A 17,571-nucleotide genomic window follows, 5' to 3' on the forward strand; every position below is an offset into this window, starting at 1 on the left:
CGGAGGCTAACCGCCGACCAGGACGATCTGCGGCCGGGACGTCGACGTGCCGAGGACTGGACCGATTCGGGGCCACGCGGGTGTGGCCGCTAGACTCCACGGCGACGACATCCTTTAACCACCGTCCTGTGAGGCGGGGAAGGAGGTCCAGCGGCTGTGACCTGCCCTGACCTGAGTGCATCTGCCCAGTCATCGACCGATCGCTCGAGCATCCCCGACGACGCTCGCGACGTGATGACCGAAGGAGACGTCTCCCGGGCGCTGCGGCGCATCGGGCACGAGATCCTCGAGCGCAACAAGGGGAGCGAGGGGCTCGTCCTCCTCGGGATCCCCTCGCGCGGCGTCCCGCTCGCCCGCCGCCTCGCGGCCGGCATCGAGCAGGTCGAGGGCCGTCCCGTCCCGGTCGGCGAGCTCGACATCACGCTCCACCGCGACGACCTGCGCCGCAACCCCGTGCGCACCGCCCACCGCTCGCGCATCCCCGACGGTGGCATCGACGACAAGGTCGTCGTCCTCGTCGACGACGTGCTCTACTCGGGGCGCACGATCCGGGCCGCCCTCGACGCGCTCTCCGAGCTGGGGCGACCGCGTGCCGTGCGGCTGGCGGTGCTCGTCGACCGCGGCCACCGCGAGCTGCCGATCCGCGCCGACCACGTCGGCAAGAACCTGCCGACGTCGCGCGAGGAGCGGGTGCACGTGCGCGTCGCCGAGCTGGACGGGCTCGACGTCGTGCGCATCAGCGGGGGCGAGGCCCGATGACCAGGCACCTCATCTCGTCGGCCGACCTCAGCCGTGCGGAGGTCGAGGACATCCTCGAGACCGCCGCGTCGATGCACGACCTCCAGCGCCGCGAGGTCAAGAAGGTGCCGACCCTGCGCGGCCGCACCGTCATCAACTTCTTCTTCGAGGACTCGACCCGCACCCGCAGCTCGTTCGAGATCGCGGGCAAGTGGATGTCGGCCGACACCATCAACCTCTCGGCCAAGGGCTCGTCGACGAGCAAGGGCGAGAGCCTGCGCGACACCGCGATGACGGTCGACGCCATGGCCGTCGACGCCCTGGTGATCCGGCACAACGCCTCCGGCGCCTGCCAGCAGGTGGCCCAGTGGGTGCGCTGCAGCGTCATCAACGCCGGGGACGGCACCCACGAGCACCCCACGCAGGCGCTGCTCGACGCGTACACCCTGCGCACGCGGCTCGGCGACCTCGACGGCAAGCACGTCGTCATCGTGGGCGACCTCACCCACTCGCGCGTCTTCCGCAGCAACGTCATCACGCTGAAGACGCTCGGGGCCAAGGTCACCGTCGTCGCCCCGCCCACGCTGATGCCGAGCGGCATCGGCGCGTGGAGCACGGCGGACGGCTTCGCCACGAGCTGGGACCTCGACCCGGTGCTCGACGGCGAGGGCGAGCACGGCCCGGTCGACGCGGTCATGATGCTGCGCGTCCAGCGTGAGCGGATGAGCGGCGGGTTCTTCCCGACGCCCCGCGAGTACACCGTCGGCTACGGCCTCACACGCGACCGGCTCGACCGGGTCGTCGCCCGCAACGACGGCGTGCTCGTGCTCCACCCGGGCCCGATGAACCGTGGCCTCGAGATCGCCCCCGAGGCGGCCGACTCGCCGCAGTCCGTCGTGCTCGACCAGGTCTCCGCCGGCGTCGCCGTGCGGATGGCCGTGCTCTACCACCTGCTGGCCGGCGACGACACGCCTGCCCCCGTCGCCGCCTCCCCCGTGACCGAAGGAGCCGCCCGATGAGCCGCCTCGTGATCCGCGGCGCCCGCCTGCTCGGTGCCGACGCCGCCGACCTGCTCGTCGAGGACGGCGTCGTCACGGAGGTCGGCTCGGTCTCGGCCCCGTCCGACGCCGAGGTGCTCGACGCCGACGGCCTCGTCGCGCTGCCAGGTCTCGTCGACCTGCACGTGCACCTGCGCGAGCCCGGTCGCGAGGACGCCGAGACGATCGCCACCGGGTCGGCGGCCGCCGCAGCCGGCGGCTTCACGGCCGTCTTCGCGATGGCCAACACCAACCCCGTCACCGACACGGCCGAAGCGGCCGAGCGCGTGCTCGACCTCGGGCGCGCCTGCGGCCTCACCGAGGTCGTGCCGGTCGGCGCCGTGACGAAGGGTCTGGAGGGGGCCGAGCTCGCCGAGCTCGGCCTCATGGCCCGGTCGCGCGCCAAGGTCCGGGTCTTCAGCGACGACGGACACTGCGTCCACGACGCACGCATCATGCGGCGGGCGCTCGAGTACATCAAGCCCTTCGGTGGCGTCATCAGCCAGCACGCGCAGGACCCGCGCCTCGCCGGCCGCGAGGCCTGCTGCCACGAGGGCGAGGTCTCCGGCCGCCTCGGGCTGCCCGGCTGGCCCGGCATCGCCGAGGAGTCCGTGGTCGCCCGCGACGTCATGCTCGCCCGCCACACCGGCTCGCGCGTCCACGTCGCACACGTCTCCACGGCCGGCACCGTCGAGGTGATCCGCTGGGCCAAGGCGCAGGGCATCGACGTCACCGCCGAGGTGACGCCGCACCACCTCGCACTCACCACCGACCTGCTGGTCGGCTACGACCCCGTCTACAAGGTCAACCCGCCGCTGCGGCCGACCGAGGACGTCGAGGCGCTGCGAGCAGCCCTGGCCGACGGCACGATCGACGCGGTCGCCACCGACCACGCACCGCACGCCCGCCACGACAAGGAGCACGCCTTCGTCGACGCGGCGTTCGGCATGCTCGGGCTCGAGACGGCGCTCTCGGTGGTCAGCGACGTGATGGTCCACGGCGGTCTGCTCGACTGGGCCGACGTCGCCCGGGTCATGTCCACCACTCCGGCCCGCATCGGCGGGCTGGCCCACCAGGGAAGGGGACTCGCCGTCGGCGCCCCCGCCCACATCACCCTCGTCGACCCCGACCGCGAGGTCACGGTCGACGCCGCCGCGAGCCGCAGCCGCTCGCGCAACAACCCGTGGCACGGGCGCACGCTGCGCGGAGCCGTCGAGGCGACGGTCTACGCAGGGCGCGTCACCCACGACGCCCGCAACGGGGCGGGCACCCGACGAGAACTGACGAACGCGACGACCTCAGGGGCAGACCTGTGACGACCCAGACACCGCTGACCGTACCCACCCGCGACGGGCACCCGGGCCGCACCCGCGTGGCGGCGACCCTCGTGCTCGAGGACGGCCGCACCTTCCGCGGCGCCTCCTACGGAGCGCTCGGCCAGACGGTCGGCGAGGCGGTCTTCTCCACCGGCATGACCGGCTACCAGGAGACCCTCACCGACCCCAGCTACCACCGCCAGGTCATCGTCATGACGGCGCCGCACGTCGGCAACACGGGCGTCAACACCGAGGACGACGAGAGCACCCGCATCTGGGCCGCCGGCTATGTCGTGCGCGACCCCGCGATCCGCTCGTCGAACTGGCGCGCCACCCGCGACCTCGAGGACGAGCTCGCCGACCAGGGCGTCGTCGGCATCTGCGACATCGACACGCGCGCGCTGACCCGCCACCTGCGCGAGCGCGGCGCCATGCGCGTGGGCATCTTCAGCGGCGACGCCGCCGAACGGGGCGACGACGAGCTGCTCGACGCCGTCCGCACGAGTCCGCAGATGGCGGGCGCGGCCCTCGCCGCCGAGGTCACCACCGCCGAGCCGTATGCCGTCCCGGCCGTCGGCGAGAAGCGCTTCACCGTCGCGGCCATCGACCTCGGCATCAAGGCGATGACGCCGCAGCTCATGGCGCAGCGCGGTATCGAGGTGCACGTCCTGCCTGCCGCCGCCACGATCGACGACGTGCTCGCGGTGGGGGAGTCCGGCCCCGACGGCGTGTTCTTCTCCAACGGCCCCGGTGACCCGGCGAGCGCCGAGCACGAGGTGACGCTGCTGCGCCAGGTGCTCGACCGCGGCCTGCCGTTCTTCGGCATCTGCTTCGGCAACCAGCTGCTCGGCCGGGCCCTCGGCTTCGGCACCTACAAGCTGAAGTACGGCCACCGCGGCATCAACCAGCCGGTCATGGACCGCACGACCGGCAAGGTCGAGGTCACGGCCCACAACCACGGCTTCGCCGTCGACGCGCCCCTCGACGAGGACAGCGACACGGCATACGGCCGGGTGCGCGTCTCGCACGTGTGCCTCAACGACGACGTCGTCGAGGGCCTCGAGTGCCTCGACCGGCCCGCGTACTCCGTCCAGTACCACCCCGAGGCAGCAGCGGGTCCCCACGACGCCGCCTACCTCTTCGACCGCTTCGTGGAGCTCATGACCACCAGACAGACCACCCACCAGACCAGTCCGGCGCGCGTAGCGCCTGGACTGACGAGCGATGCGAGCGAAGCGAGCGAGCCGAGGAGGGAAGGCGCTACGCACCAGAGCGCCGGACGCGCGAGCGAAGCGAGCCACGAGCAGAGCGGGAGCAATTGAGCATGCCGAAGAGAAGCGACATCAAGAGCGTCCTCGTCATCGGGTCGGGGCCGATCGTCATCGGCCAGGCGTGCGAGTTCGACTACTCGGGCACCCAGGCCTGCCGCGTGCTGCGCGAGGAGGGCATCCGCGTCATCCTCGTCAACAGCAACCCGGCGACGATCATGACCGACCCCGAGTTCGCCGACGCCACCTACGTCGAGCCGATCACGCCCGAGGTCGTCGAGGCGATCATCGCCAAGGAGCGCCCCGACGCCGTGCTCGCGACGCTCGGTGGCCAGACCGCCCTGAACTGCGCGATCGCCCTGCACGAGAACGGCGTCCTCGAGAAGTACGGCTGCCCGCTCATCGGCGCCAACGTCGACGCCATCGAGCTCGGCGAGGACCGCGAAGCCTTCAAGGGCGTCGTCGAGCGCTGCGGCGCCGAGTCGGCCCGCTCGATCATCTGCCACTCGATGGACGAGCTGCTCGCCGCCGCCGAGGAGCTCAGCTACCCCGTCGTCGTGCGCCCGTCGTTCACGATGGGCGGGCTCGGATCCGGCTTCGCCTACGACGAGGCCGACCTGCGCCGCATCGGCGGTCAGGGGCTGCAGTACTCCCCGACGACCGAGGTGCTCCTCGAGGAGTCGATCCTCGGCTGGAAGGAGTACGAGCTCGAGGTCATGCGCGACCACGCCGACAACGTCGTCGTCGTCTGCTCCATCGAGAACCTCGACCCCATGGGCGTGCACACCGGCGACTCGATCACCGTCGCACCGGCGCTGACGCTCACCGACCGTGAGTACCAGCGGCTGCGGGACATCGGGATCGCCGTCATCCGTGAGGTCGGCGTCGACACCGGCGGCTGCAACATCCAGTTCGCCGTCAACCCGCGCGACGGCCGCATCATCGTCATCGAGATGAATCCGCGCGTCTCCCGCTCGAGCGCCCTGGCCTCCAAGGCCACCGGCTTCCCGATCGCGAAGATCGCCGCGAAGATGGCGATCGGCTACACGCTCGACGAGGTGCCGAACGACATCACCCGTGAGACGCCGGCGAGCTTCGAGCCGTCGCTGGACTACGTCGTCGTGAAGGTGCCGCGCTTCGCCTTCGAGAAGTTCCCGGCCGCCGACCCGACGCTGACGACGACGATGAAGTCGGTCGGCGAGGCCATGGCCATCGGCCGCAACTTCACCGAGGCCCTGCAGAAGGCTCTGCGCTCGCTCGAGAAGAAGGGCGCGAGCTTCCACTGGGACGGCGAGCTGACGAAGGTTGCCGCCGAGCGCGCGCTCGAGGAGGCCAAGACCCCCACCGACGGCCGGATCGTGTTGGTGCAGCAGGCCCTTCGAGGCGGCTGCACCGTCGAGGAGGTCCACGAGGCCACCGGTATCGACCCGTGGTTCCTCGACCAGATCGCGCTCGTCAACGACGTCGCGGCGATGCTCGCCGAGGCCGACCAGCTGACGCCCGAGCTGCTGCGGCTCGTCAAGCGCCACGGTTTCAGCGACGCGCAGATCGCGAGCATTCGGCGTATGCCGCAGGCCGTGGTCCGCGGCGTGCGCCACGCGCTCGGGGTGCGCCCGGTCTACAAGACCGTCGACACGTGCGCGGCCGAGTTCGCGGCCGCGACGCCCTACCACTACAGCTCGTACGACGAGGAGACCGAGGTGGCGCCGCGAGAGCGGCCCGCCGTCATCATCCTCGGCTCCGGGCCCAACCGCATCGGGCAGGGCGTCGAGTTCGACTACTCCTGCGTGCACGCGTCGTTCTCCTTGCGCGACAAGGGATTCGACACGGTCATGGTCAACTGCAACCCCGAGACGGTGTCCACCGACTACGACACGAGCAGCCGCCTCTTCTTCGAGCCGCTGACGCTCGAGGACGTGCTCGAGGTCATCCACGCCGAGAGTCAGGCCGGCCCGATCGCCGGTGTCATCGTGCAGCTCGGCGGCCAGACCCCGCTCGGCCTGGCACAGGCGCTGGAGGACGAGGGCGTGCCCATCGTCGGCACCTCGCCGGGCGCCATCCACCTCGCCGAGGACCGCGGCGCCTTCGGGCAGGTGCTCGCCAAGGCGGGGCTGATCGCCCCCAAGCACGGCACGGCCTTCAGCGCCGACGAGGCCCTGGCGGTCGCCCGCGAGATCGGCTACCCGGTGCTCGTGCGCCCGTCGTACGTGCTCGGCGGGCGCGGCATGGTCATCGTCTACGACGACGACTCCCTCGTCACGTACGTCGAGAAGGCCACCGAGGCGAGTCCGGACCACCCGATCCTCATCGACCGCTTCCTCGACGACGCCATCGAGATCGACGTCGACGCGCTGTTCGACGGCGAGGAGATGTACCTCGGCGGCATCATGGAGCACGTCGAGGAGGCCGGCATCCACTCCGGCGACAGCTCGTGCACGCTGCCGCCGGCGACGCTCGGCGACGGCGAGCTCGAGCGGGTGCGGGTCGCGACCCGCAAGCTCGCCGAGGGCATCGGCGTCCGCGGCCTCATGAACGTCCAGTTCGCGCTGGCCCAGGACATCCTCTACGTCATCGAGGCCAACCCGCGCGCGTCGCGCACGGTGCCGTTCGTCGCGAAGGCGACGGGCGTGCCGCTCGCCAGCGCCGCCGCCAGGGTCATGCTCGGCGCGACGGTCAAGGAGCTGCGCGAGGAGGGCATGCTGCCCCCTTCCGGCGACGGTGGCGCCATGCCGGCGCACGCCCCGGTGTCGTGCAAGGAGGCGGTGCTTCCCTTCAAGCGCTTCCGCACGAAGGAGGGCGTCGCGGTCGACTCGCTCCTCGGGCCCGAGATGCGCTCGACGGGCGAGGTCATGGGCATCGACGTCGACTTCGGCTCGGCCTTCTCCAAGGCCCAGCAGGGCGGTGGCTCGGCGCTGCCGCGCTCGGGCGCGATCTTCGTGTCGGTCGCCAACCGTGACAAGCGCGCGATGCTCTTCCCGGTCAAGCGCCTCGTCGACCTCGGCTTCACGATCCTCGCCACGAGCGGCACGGCGGCCGTGCTGAAGCGCAACGGCATCGAGGCCACGGTGGTCCGCAAGATCACCGAGCGCGACGGCGACGCGCCGGGGGAGAAGTCGATCGTCGACCTCATCCTCGACGGGACGGTCCAGATGGTCGTCAACACCCCGAGCGGCCAGGACGCTCGCGCCGACGGCTACGCCATCCGCGCGGCCACGACGAGCGCCGACAAGCCGATCATCACGACGATCGCCACGCTGGCGGCGGCCGTCCTCGGCATCGAGGCCGGCCTCACCGAGGAGATCCGGGTGAAGTCGCTCCAGGACCACGCGCGCGACCTCGACCTCTACGGGCGGAAGGACGCCCTCGTCGGGACGGGGGCCACCGCGTGACAGGCCCTGTGACGGGCCCTGTGACCGGCCCTGTGACCGAGCGCGGACTGCGTGCCCGTGTGACCCAGGAGGTCGCCGAGGTCATCGCGACCCGCCGCGTCGGCGCCTACCAGCACGTCACGCTCGTCGCTCCGGGGGTCGCCGAGCTGGCGCGCCCCGGCCAGTTCGTGGCGCTCGCCGTCGGTGGCGAGTCCTCCGGCACGCTGCTGCGGCGCTCGTTCTCGATCCACAAGGTCAGCCCGAGCGGCACCTACGGCGGCACCGTCGAGATCGTCGTCTCGGCGGTCGGGGCGGGCACACGCTGGATCGTCGACCGCGCGCCGCACGACACCATCGACGTCGTCGGTCCGCTCGGCAAGGCGTTCCCGCTCCCCACCGACCCGGTCGCCTGCGTCCTCGTCGGCGGCGGCTACGGCAGCGCCCCGCTCTTCTGGCTCGCCGGCGAGCTGCGCGAGCGCGGCTGCCACGTCGAGATGGTGCTCGGCGCCGCGAGCGAGGACCGCCTCTTCGGCGTCGTCGAGGCACGGCGCAGCTGCGACGGCGTCACCGTCACGACCGACGACGGCTCGGTCGGCCAGCAGGGCTGGGTCAGCGACGTGCTGCCCGACATCATCGACCGCACGAAGGCCGGCGTCGTCTACGGCTGCGGCCCCATGGGCATGCTCGAGTCGATCACCCGGGTCGCCGACAACCACGGCGCAGTCGCGCAGGTGGCCGTCGAGGAGTCGATGGCCTGCGGCATCGGCGTGTGCATGACGTGCGTCATGCCCGTGGTGGGCTCCGACGGGCGTACGCGCATGGTGCGCTCGTGTGTCGAGGGCCCCGTGTTCCGGGGAGACCGCGTCCGTTGGGACGCCTTCGACGGGGGGCACGCAAGGGTGCCCGACGATGCCGTCGGCGCGCCGAAGGTGGGTGGGCACTGATGGTCGACCTCTCCGTGGACCTCGGCGGCGGCCACCGCCTGCCGAACCCCCTCATGACCGCGTCGGGCTGCGCCGCGAACGGCAAGGAGCTGCACCGCTTCTTCGACGTGTCGGACCTCGGCGCCTTCGTCACCAAGTCGGTCATGGCCGACCCCCGTTCGGGGCGCGGCACCCCGCGCATGGCCGAGACGCCCTCGGGCATGCTCAACTCGATCGGCCTGCAGGGGCCGGGCATCGAGGCGTTCGTCGACGAGGACCTGCCGTGGCTGCAGTCCGTCGGCGCCCGGGTGCTGCCGTCGATCGCGGGCAGCTCGAGCACCGAGTACGCCCACGTGGCCGCGACGCTCCGCGCCAGCAGGGCGTTCGACGCCGTCGTCGGTGTCGAGGTCAACATCTCGTGCCCCAACGTCGCCAACCGCGGGCTCGTCTTCGCGTGCGACCCGATGGCGTCGGCCAAGGTCATCGCCCTGGTGCGCGAGCAGCTGCCGCGTGACGTCCCCGTGTTCGCCAAGCTGAGCCCCGACGTCACCGACATCACCGCGATCGCAGCCGCCTGCGTCAAGGCCGGCGCCGACGGTCTGACGATGATCAACACCCTGCTGGGCATGGTCATCGACACCGACCGGATGCGTCCGCAGCTCGGCGGCGTCACCGGCGGGCTCTCGGGTCCCGGCATCAGGCCCGTCGCCGTGCGCGCGATCTGGCAGGTGCGTCAGGCGATGTTCGAGGGCCGCATCCCGACCGTGCCGATCATCGGCGTCGGGGGAGTGCGCACCGGACGTGACGCGCTCGAGATGGTCGCCGCCGGCGCGAGCGCCATCCAGGTCGGCACCGTGGTCTTCAACGACCCGTCGGCCCCCGTCCGGGTGCTGCGCGAGCTGTGCGAGCTGCTCGAGGCCAAGGGCTACGACCACTTCACCGACGCCGTGGCGGTCGCCCACGGTCGCTGACGGCCGCCGCCCTTCCCTCCAACCCTCCCACCCCTGCCCCTCCCGACCGCCGAGCGGAGACCCACGACCATGACGCAGCCCTTCGGAGCGCGCCTGCAGCTCGCCATGCGAACCCACGGACCCCTGTGCGCGGGGATCGACCCGCACCGCGGCCTCGTGGAGTCGTGGGGCCTGTCCTACGACGTGAGCGGCCTCGAGCGGTTCGCCCTGACGTGCGTCGAGGCGTTCGCCGGGCGGGTCGCCGCCGTGAAGCCCCAGTCGGCCTTCTTCGAGGTGTTCGGCAGCCGCGGCGTCGCGGTGCTCGAGCGGGTGCTCTCCGAGCTGCGCGAGGCCGGCACGCTGACGATCCTCGACGCCAAGCGCGGCGACATCGGGTCGACGATGACGGCATACGCGGAGGCCTACCTCGGCGACGACGCGGTGGCGCCCCCCGACGCCCTCACCGTCAGCCCGTACCTCGGCTACGAGTCGCTGCGCCCGGCGATCGACCTCGCCGAGCGCACCGGCCGGGGCCTCTTCGTGCTCGCGCTCACCTCGAACCCTGAAGGGGCCAGCGTGCAGCACGCGGTCCGCGACGGGGAGTCCGTGGCGGCCTCGATCGTGCGCGGGGCCGCGCGTGACAACGCGCCGGCGCGCGACCGTGGCGAGCTGGGAAGCATCGGTCTCGTCATCGGGGCCACGGTCGGTACCGCTGTGCAGGACCTCGACCTCGACCTCGTGGGCGCCGCGACACCCGTGCTGGCGCCGGGCTTCGGCGCCCAGGGCGGCACCGTCGGGTCGCTGGGCTCGACGTTCGGGGCCGCGCGCACCCAGGTGCTCGCCGCCTCGAGCCGCGAGATCCTCGGCGCCGGTCCCGAACCGCGCCACCTCGTGGCAAGGACGACCCAGGTGGCCGACTCGCTGCGTGGTTGACGACCACCGGGCGTCGCCGGCCCCCGGGCCTCGGGTATGTCACGGTGCATGACTCACACCACGTCCGTTCGCCGAATCCTCGCCACGTCGGCCGCTGCGGCGGTGATCCCGTTGGCCGCGGCCTGTGGCTCCGGCACCACGCCTCCCGCCACGACCGGCGGCTCCTCGTCGAGCTCGGCCGCGGCCGGCTCCTCGAGCGCCACGGCCGCCGCCGACGCCGGCGCGCAGGGCTACTGCGACGCCCTCAAGTCGGGACAGAAGGAGCTGGAGTCGATGTCGGCGAAGGTCACCGACAAGGCGGCGCTCGAGCAGGGTCTCGGCGTCCTCGAGAAGATCCGGGCGGCGGCACCGGCAGAGGTGAAGTCGTCGTGGGGCGACTTCGTCGAGTTCGTGAAGACGGCGGCCGCCGGCAACACGAGCGCGATGGCGGGGGCGATGGAGAAGATGCAGGCCGCCAGCACCAAGATCGCGAGCCACGCGAAGGCGACCTGCAACATCGACATGTCCTGACGGGAACGGACCGCCCGGCGCGGGGCGCCTGACACCGCCTACGGTGTGGCCATGCGAACGACCGGCAGCCCCGCGCGGTGCATCGCGGCTGCGCTCCTGCTGTCGACGGCCGTCCTGGGGTCGTGCTCACCGGCGCCGGAGCAGCCGTACTGCGACGCGCTGGTCTCGGCCGAGGCCGAGTGGAAGGACGCCGGCGCGTCGCTCGCCGACCCCGCGTCCGCCTCCCGCTTCCTGCGCACCGTGACACGCATCGAGCAGCAGGCGCCCGACGAGGTGCGCGCGGACTGGAAGGCGCTCCACACCCTCTTCGCGAAGTTCACCGTCGCCAACCCCGACCTCGGGGCCCTGACGGCGCAGCTGAAGGGTTTCCAGAGCTCCGCCAAGCGCATCGAGACCCACGCCCACGAGACGTGCGGGGTCGATCTCGGCAGCTAGCCAGGCGGGTGGTCCCGCACCCGCGTTGCGGCGCGCACCGGCGGATCGCTAGGTTCGGCGGAGACAACACGTGAGACGTGACGAACGGCGGGGGCGCGAGGGCATCCCCGCAGGCAGCGAGGAGACCGAAGACCGTGGCGCTACCACCGCTCACCCCCGAGCAACGGGCCGCAGCACTCGAGAAGGCTGCAGCCGCACGACGGGAGCGGGCCGCGGTGAAGAACCGGCTCAAGTACTCCAGCGGCTCGCTCGCCGAGGTCCTCGAGGACGGCAGGACCGACGCGGTCATCGGCAAGATGAAGGTCACCGAGCTGCTCGAGTCCATGCCCGGTGTCGGACGCGTGCGCGCCCGGGCCATCATGGCCGAGGTGGGCATCGCCGAGTCGCGCCGCGTGCGCGGCCTCGGCGCCAACCAGGTCGCTGCGCTGCTGCGCCGCTTCGAGAAGCCGTGATGTCGGCTGACCCGACGCCGGCCTCACCCACCCAGCACGACGCACCCGACGGCGCCGCGGCAGCGGAGAGCCCGCGAGGCCGGCTCACGGTGCTGGCCGGCCCGACGGCGGTCGGTAAGGGCACCATCGCGGCCTACGTGCGCACGCACTTCCCCGGCGTGTGGTTCTCGGTGTCGATGACGACGCGCCGTCCGCGGCCGGGTGAGGTCGACGGCGTGCACTACCACTTCGTGGACGACCAGGAGTTCGACCGCCTCGTCGAGGCCGGACAGTTCCTCGAGCACGCCGTCGTGCACGGCGCGGCGAAGTACGGCACGCCGCGCGGCCCCGTCGAGCGCGTCATCCGGGAGGGGCGCGACGCCCTCCTCGAGATCGACCTGCAGGGCGCGCGGCAGGTGCGCGAGACGTGGCCCGACGCGCTCTTCGTGTTCCTCGCGCCCCCGAGCTGGGACGAGCTGGTGCGGCGGCTCGTGGGCCGCGGCACCGAGGACGAGGCCGAGCGGGAGCGCCGGCTCACCACCGCGACCGCCGAGATGGCCGCCCAGAGCGAGTTCGACGAGGTCGTCGTCAACGACGACGTTCGTCGTGCGAGCGAAGAACTCGTATCATTGATGAGATCGGGACGCGCCGAGAGGTGAGTCCCGTGTGATGTGTGCCGCGTGACGGGGTGCCACCGTGCCCCTCTCCGCGTCCCAGCACGCACCAGAGACCGCTGAAACCAACGAAACGAGATCACTGTGTCCGGTACCCAGGCAGCTCCCATCGGCATCACCAACCCGCCGATCGACGACCTCCTGACCGCCGCCGACTCGAAGTACGCCCTCGTGATCTACTCCGCGAAGCGTGCCCGCCAGATCAACGCGTACTACTCGCAGCTGCAGGAGGGCCTGCTCGACTACGTCGGCCCGCTCGTCGAGACCGAGGTCCACGAGAAGCCGATGTCGATCGCCCTGCGCGAGATCAACGAAGGCCTCCTCACCTCGACGCCCACCGAGGCCTGAGCGCCCCCCGGGCCGGCCGGTGCCGCAGATGCGTGTCGTCCTCGGTGTGAGCGGCGGGATCGCCGCCTACAAGGCGGCATCCCTGCTGCGGCTGTTCACCGAGAACGGCCACGACGTCACCGTGGTACCCACCGCGGCGGCGCTCCAGTTCGTGGGGGCGCCGACGTGGTCCGCCCTCTCGGGCAAGCCCGTCAGCACCGAGGTGTGGACCTCGGTGCACGAGGTGCCGCACGTGCGCATCGGCCAGTCCGCCGACCTGGTCGTCGTCGCTCCGGCGACGGCCGACCTGCTGGCCAAGGCCGCGCACGGGCTGGCGGACGACCTCCTCACGAACACCCTGCTCACCGCCCGGTGTCCCGTCGCCTTCGCACCGGCCATGCACACCGAGATGTGGGAGCACCCGGCGACACAGGCCAACGTCGCCACCCTCCGCGCCCGCGGCGCCCACGTCATCGACCCCGCCGTGGGTCGGCTGACCGGCAAGGACACCGGCGCCGGGCGCCTGCCCGAGCCCGAGCATCTGTATGCCGCCTGCCTCGCCCTCGTCGAGGGCCGTGCGACCGCTCCGGCCGGGACTGCGGACGAGCCCGTCCGTGACCTCGAGGGCCTTCGGGTCGTCGTCTCCGCGGGGGGCACCCGCGAGCCGCTGGACCCCGTCCGCTACCTCGGCAACCGCTCGTCCGGCAAGCAGGGCATCGCCATCGCGCGCGCCGCCGCCGACCGTGGCGCCAAGGTGACGCTCGTGGCCGCCAACGTCTCGCTCGCGGTGCCCGACGGCATCGACGTGGTGCCGGTCGAGACCACGCTCGAGCTGCAGCGCGCGGTCGAGGCGGCTGCCGACAGTGCCGACGTCGTGGTCATGGCGGCGGCCCCGGCCGACTTCCGGCCCGCCACCGTCAGCGGCAGCAAGATCAAGAAGTCCTCCGACCCCGGTGCCGGCCTGCGCGTCGAGCTCGTCGAGAACCCCGACATCGTCAAGGGCCTCGTGGCCGCTCGCGCGGAGAGCGGCCGGCAGAGGCCGTTCATCGTCTCGTTCGCGGCCGAGACGGGTGACGCCGACGGTTCCGTCATGGACCATGCCCGCGCCAAGTTCGCCCGCAAGGGCAGCGACCTGCAGGTCGTGAACGAGGTCGGCCGCGACCTGACGTTCGGCAGGGACGACACGACCGTCCACCTGCTGCGCCGCGGCCGCGACGAGGTGACGACCGTCGGTCCCACGACCAAGGACGTCGTCGCCGACGCACTCTGGGACGCCGTCTCGTCGTCGTTGGGCTGAGCAATAGACTCTCTCCCCAATGCGGCTGCGCCACGAGCGCACGACTCCAACCACCACGCACCCGAGCCAGGGAGTTCAAGTGTCAGCACGTCTGTTCACGTCCGAGTCCGTCACCGAGGGTCACCCCGACAAGATCTGTGACCAGATCAGCGACTCGATCCTCGACGCACTGCTCACCGACGACCCGCAGGCCCGAGTCGCGGTCGAGACGATGGTCACGACCGGACTCGTGCACGTCGCCGGCGAGGTGTCGACGACGGCCTACGTCGAGATCCCCAAGATCGTGCGCGAGACCATCCTCGAGGTCGGCTACGACGGCTCGCAGAAGGGCTTCGACGGGCGCACCTGCGGGGTCTCGATCTCCATCGGTGCCCAGTCGCCCGACATCGCCCAGGGCGTCGACACCGCGCACGAGCACCGCACGGGTGACGTCGACGACCTGCTCGACAAGCAGGGCGCCGGCGACCAGGGTCTGATGTTCGGCTACGCCTGCGACGACACCGCGGAGCTCATGCCGCTGCCGATCCACCTCGCCCACCGGCTGTCCGAGCGCCTGACGCAGGTGCGCAAGAGCGACGAGCTCGCCTACCTGCGCCCCGACGGCAAGACGCAGGTCACCATCGCCTACGAGGGCGACAAGGCGGTCTCGCTCGACACCGTGGTGCTCTCCACCCAGCACGCACCGGACGTGTCCCTCGACGGCATGCTCGAGCCCGACATCAAGGCGCACGTCATCGACCCCGTCCTGGCCGAGCTGCGCGACAGCGGGACGGACCTCGACGTGAGCTCGTACCGTGCGCTCATCAACCCCACCGGACGCTTCGAGATCGGCGGCCCCATGGGCGACGCCGGCCTCACGGGCCGCAAGATCATCGTCGACACCTACGGCGGCATGGCCCGCCACGGCGGGGGCGCCTTCTCGGGCAAGGACCCCAGCAAGGTCGACCGCTCCGGCGCGTACGCCATGCGCTGGGTCGCGAAGAACGTCGTCGCCGCGGGCCTCGCCCGTCGCTGCGAGGTCCAGGTCGCGTACGCCATCGGCAAGGCGCAGCCCGTCGGCCTCTACGTCGAGACCTTCGGCACCGAGACCGTGCCGGTCGACAAGATCCAGCAGGCCATCGCCGACGTCTTCGACCTGCGCCCGGCCGCCATCGTCGACGCGCTCGACCTGCTGCGCCCGATCTACCGGCCGACGGCGGCCTACGGCCACTTCGGCCGCACCAAGGCCGACGGTGTCGAGAACCCCTTCACGTGGGAGCGCACCGACCGGGTGGAGGCCCTGCGGGCCGCCGTCTCCGGCTGAGGCTAGGGTCGCCCCCGTGGGGGACGACGACGAGACGACGCAGCGACCGGCCCTGGGGCCGGTCGCTGCTGTCGTGGTGGAGACCCCGCTCGCCCACCTCGACCGCGTCTTCGAGTACTCCGTGCCGCCCGAGCTCGACGCGGGCGCCGTCCCGGGTGCCCGTGTTCGTGTGCGCTTCTCGGGGCGCGAGCTCGACGGCTTCGTCGTCGAGCGCCGTGCTGCGCCCCAGCACGACGGGCGGCTCACGCCGCTGCGCCGTGTCGTCAGCCCCGAGCCGGTGCTGACCCCAGAGGTGCTGGCCCTCTCGCGGGCCGTGGCCGACCGGTATGCCGGCACGCTGAGCGACGTGCTGCGCCTGGCCGTCCCGAAGCGCCACGCCACGGCCGAGAAGGCGCTCGCGCTCGAGTGCCCGACGCAGGAGCCGGTGCCGGCGCCCGAGCCAGGTGCGTGGACCGCCTACCCGGCCGGGCCGGCGTGGCTGCGACGGCTCGCGGACGGCGAGGGCCCCGCCGCGGCCTGGGGTGCCCTGCCCGGCCGCTCCGGCGATGCCGACTGGCCCGCCGCGCTCGCCGTGGCTGCGGCGACCGCGCTCTCGGCAGGGCGCGGCGCGCTGGTCGTCGTGCCGGACCACCGCGACGTCGACCGCCTCGACGCCGCGCTCACCGCGCTGCTCGGCAAGGGGCGCCACGTCCGGCTCACCGCCGACCAGGGGCCGCAGGCGCGCTACACCGCCTGGCTCAAGGTGCTCCGCGGGCACGTGAAGGTGGTCATCGGCACCCGGGCCGCGGCGTTCGCGCCGGTGCACGACCTCGGTCTCGTGGCCTGCTGGGACGACGGCGACGACCTGCTCGCCGAGCCCCGCGCGCCCTACCACCACGTCGGAGTCGTCCTCACGCTACGGGCTGCGGCGACGGGCGCCGCGCTGCTCACCGGTGGCTTCGGCCGCAGCCTGCGCGTGCAGGTCGACGTCGAGGCCGGTGCCCTCGTGCCGGTCGACGCCGATGCGCCGACGCTGCGCTCCACGGCGCCCCGGGTGACGATCGCGGGCGAGGGGGTCGACGAGGAGCGCGACGGCCCGTCCGCCCGGGCCCACATCCCGTCCCGCGCGTGGCGGGTGGCCAAGGACGCGCTCGTCGACGGTCCCGTCCTCGTCCAGGTGCCGCGCCGTGGCTACCAGCCGTCGCTCAGCTGCGCCGAGTGCCGCACGCCCGTGCGGTGCACCCGGTGCCAGGGGCCGGTCGCCGTGGGCGCGTCGAAGGCGGCTCCCGCGTGCCGCTGGTGCGGTCTGACCATCGCGGGCCACGGCTTCTCCTGCGCGCACTGCGGGTCGCGGCGCCTGCGGTCCTCGATCACCGGCGCCCGGCGCACGGCCGAGGAGATCGGCCGTGCCTTCCCGGGCTTCCCGGTGCACACCTCGGGCTCGGGCGAGGTGCTCTCGGCGGTCGGCCGCGAGTCCGCCCTCGTCATCGCTACCCCGGGCGCCGAACCCGTCGCCGAGGGCGGCTACACGGCCGTCCTGCTCCTCGACGCGTGGGCCAGCCTCGACCTCCCGGTGCTCGACGCACCCCTCGAGGCGCTCCGGCGGTGGATGGCCGCGTCGGCGCTCGCCCGCGAGGGCCGGGCCGTCGTGCTGTGCGGGGCGCCCGAGGCCGTCGCGCTGCCTGCCGTCGAGGCCCTCGTGCGGTGGGACCCGGCCTGGCTCGCGGCCCGGGAGCTGGCCGACCGCCGCGAGCTCGGCCTGCCACCGGCTGCGCGCGTCGCGCAGCTGACGGGCGGGCGCCGCGCGCTCGAGGAGGCGCTCGAGCAGGTCGACCTGCCACCCAGCGCGCAGGTGCTCGGGCCGGTGCCGCTCGTCGGCGGGGCGGTGCGCCGCGGCAGCGGTGACGGTGAGCCCGAGCGGGCGCCGGCCGACCACCACGTCCTCGTCCGCGTGCCTGCCGCCGACACGGCGGCTCTCACCCGGGCGATGCTGGCACTCAAGGCCTTCCGCTCGGCCCGCAAGGAGGCCGACGTCGTCTCGGTGCGGGTCGACCCGCTCGACACCTTCTGACCCGCGACGGG

Annotated in this window: 16 protein-coding genes; all 16 read left to right on the forward strand. The window is 72.5% G+C overall.

Annotated features, from left to right (window positions below):
- The first annotated feature begins 156 nt into the window (after positions 1-156).
- The 16 genes from pyrR (at position 157) to ACYVNR_RS18055 (ending at position 17,560) form a co-directional block, all read left to right on the forward strand.
- On the forward strand, positions 157-759 hold the full coding sequence (gene pyrR, locus ACYVNR_RS17980) for a bifunctional pyr operon transcriptional regulator/uracil phosphoribosyltransferase PyrR (RefSeq protein WP_045192260.1): 603 nt from the start codon (positions 157-159) through the stop codon (positions 757-759).
- Positions 756-1,757 carry an aspartate carbamoyltransferase catalytic subunit gene (locus ACYVNR_RS17985; protein ID WP_461049883.1) on the forward strand — a complete coding sequence of 334 codons (1,002 nt, stop codon included), beginning with the start codon at positions 756-758 and terminating at the stop codon, positions 1,755-1,757. Before pyrR ends, ACYVNR_RS17985 begins: the two co-directional genes overlap by 4 nt.
- Complete coding sequence (locus ACYVNR_RS17990) at positions 1,754-3,091, forward strand: dihydroorotase (RefSeq protein ID WP_458799649.1); 1,338 nt, start codon at positions 1,754-1,756, stop codon at positions 3,089-3,091. Before ACYVNR_RS17985 ends, ACYVNR_RS17990 begins: the two co-directional genes overlap by 4 nt.
- Complete coding sequence (gene carA / locus ACYVNR_RS17995; protein WP_461049886.1) at positions 3,088-4,413, forward strand: glutamine-hydrolyzing carbamoyl-phosphate synthase small subunit; 1,326 nt, start codon at positions 3,088-3,090, stop codon at positions 4,411-4,413. Before ACYVNR_RS17990 ends, carA begins: the two co-directional genes overlap by 4 nt.
- A gap of 2 nt (positions 4,414-4,415) precedes the next feature.
- Positions 4,416-7,748, forward strand: a complete 3,333-nt coding sequence (carB, locus tag ACYVNR_RS18000) for a carbamoyl-phosphate synthase large subunit (RefSeq protein WP_461049888.1) — start codon at positions 4,416-4,418, stop codon at positions 7,746-7,748.
- A gap of 59 nt (positions 7,749-7,807) precedes the next feature.
- Positions 7,808-8,671: a dihydroorotate dehydrogenase electron transfer subunit gene (locus ACYVNR_RS18005; RefSeq protein ID WP_461049890.1), complete on the forward strand. Its 864-nt coding sequence runs from the start codon at positions 7,808-7,810 to the stop codon at positions 8,669-8,671.
- Positions 8,671-9,621 (forward strand): dihydroorotate dehydrogenase, encoded by a 951-nt coding sequence (locus ACYVNR_RS18010; protein ID WP_045192266.1) that lies wholly within the window; start codon positions 8,671-8,673, stop codon positions 9,619-9,621. The genes ACYVNR_RS18005 and ACYVNR_RS18010 overlap by 1 nt, the downstream gene beginning before the upstream one ends.
- Positions 9,622-9,690: 69 nt before the next feature.
- Positions 9,691-10,533, forward strand: a complete 843-nt coding sequence (pyrF, locus tag ACYVNR_RS18015; RefSeq protein WP_461049893.1) for an orotidine-5'-phosphate decarboxylase — start codon at positions 9,691-9,693, stop codon at positions 10,531-10,533.
- A 48-nt stretch (positions 10,534-10,581) separates the two neighbouring features.
- Positions 10,582-11,043, forward strand: a complete 462-nt coding sequence (locus tag ACYVNR_RS18020; protein ID WP_461049895.1) for a hypothetical protein — start codon at positions 10,582-10,584, stop codon at positions 11,041-11,043.
- A 51-nt stretch (positions 11,044-11,094) separates the two neighbouring features.
- Entirely contained in the window at positions 11,095-11,478 is a 384-nt protein-coding gene (locus tag ACYVNR_RS18025; RefSeq protein ID WP_461049897.1) for a hypothetical protein, read from the forward strand.
- Between the two features lie 134 nt (positions 11,479-11,612).
- Positions 11,613-11,930, forward strand: a complete 318-nt coding sequence (gene mihF, locus ACYVNR_RS18030) for an integration host factor, actinobacterial type (RefSeq protein WP_045192272.1) — start codon at positions 11,613-11,615, stop codon at positions 11,928-11,930.
- Positions 11,930-12,568, forward strand: coding sequence for a guanylate kinase (gene gmk, locus ACYVNR_RS18035; protein WP_082081052.1), 639 nt, complete (start codon positions 11,930-11,932; stop codon positions 12,566-12,568). The genes mihF and gmk overlap by 1 nt, the downstream gene beginning before the upstream one ends.
- Positions 12,569-12,667: 99 nt before the next feature.
- The gene (gene rpoZ, locus ACYVNR_RS18040) at positions 12,668-12,931 is read left to right on the forward strand and encodes a DNA-directed RNA polymerase subunit omega (RefSeq protein ID WP_045192274.1); all 264 of its coding nucleotides are present in this window, start codon (positions 12,668-12,670) and stop codon (positions 12,929-12,931) included.
- Between the two features lie 28 nt (positions 12,932-12,959).
- Positions 12,960-14,207: a bifunctional phosphopantothenoylcysteine decarboxylase/phosphopantothenate--cysteine ligase CoaBC gene (gene coaBC, locus ACYVNR_RS18045; protein WP_461049900.1), complete on the forward strand. Its 1,248-nt coding sequence runs from the start codon at positions 12,960-12,962 to the stop codon at positions 14,205-14,207.
- 79 nt (positions 14,208-14,286) lie between these two features.
- Positions 14,287-15,510 (forward strand): methionine adenosyltransferase, encoded by a 1,224-nt coding sequence (gene metK, locus ACYVNR_RS18050; RefSeq protein ID WP_045192275.1) that lies wholly within the window; start codon positions 14,287-14,289, stop codon positions 15,508-15,510.
- A gap of 16 nt (positions 15,511-15,526) precedes the next feature.
- A complete protein-coding gene (locus ACYVNR_RS18055) occupies positions 15,527-17,560 on the forward strand; it encodes a primosomal protein N' (RefSeq protein WP_461049902.1) in 2,034 nt (677 codons plus the stop codon).
- Positions 17,561-17,571 lie beyond the last annotated feature (11 nt).

The sequence above is a fragment of the Terrabacter koreensis genome (genome assembly GCF_054783315.1).

Bases quoted from the DNA above. Each gene is read 5' to 3' on its own strand.
- ACYVNR_RS17985 (WP_461049883.1), top strand. From the start codon at position 756: ATGACCAGGCACCTCATCTCGTCGGCCGACCTCAGCCGTGCGGAGGTC.
- ACYVNR_RS17990 (WP_458799649.1), top strand. From the start codon at position 1,754: ATGAGCCGCCTCGTGATCCGCGGCGCCCGCCTGCTCGGTGCCGACGCC.
- carB (WP_461049888.1), top strand. From the start codon at position 4,416: ATGCCGAAGAGAAGCGACATCAAGAGCGTCCTCGTCATCGGGTCGGGG.
- ACYVNR_RS18010 (WP_045192266.1), top strand. From the start codon at position 8,671: ATGGTCGACCTCTCCGTGGACCTCGGCGGCGGCCACCGCCTGCCGAAC.
- pyrF (WP_461049893.1), top strand. From the start codon at position 9,691: ATGACGCAGCCCTTCGGAGCGCGCCTGCAGCTCGCCATGCGAACCCAC.
- ACYVNR_RS18020 (WP_461049895.1), top strand. From the start codon at position 10,582: ATGACTCACACCACGTCCGTTCGCCGAATCCTCGCCACGTCGGCCGCT.
- ACYVNR_RS18025 (WP_461049897.1), top strand. From the start codon at position 11,095: ATGCGAACGACCGGCAGCCCCGCGCGGTGCATCGCGGCTGCGCTCCTG.
- gmk (WP_082081052.1), top strand. From the start codon at position 11,930: ATGTCGGCTGACCCGACGCCGGCCTCACCCACCCAGCACGACGCACCC.
- coaBC (WP_461049900.1), top strand. From the start codon at position 12,960: ATGCGTGTCGTCCTCGGTGTGAGCGGCGGGATCGCCGCCTACAAGGCG.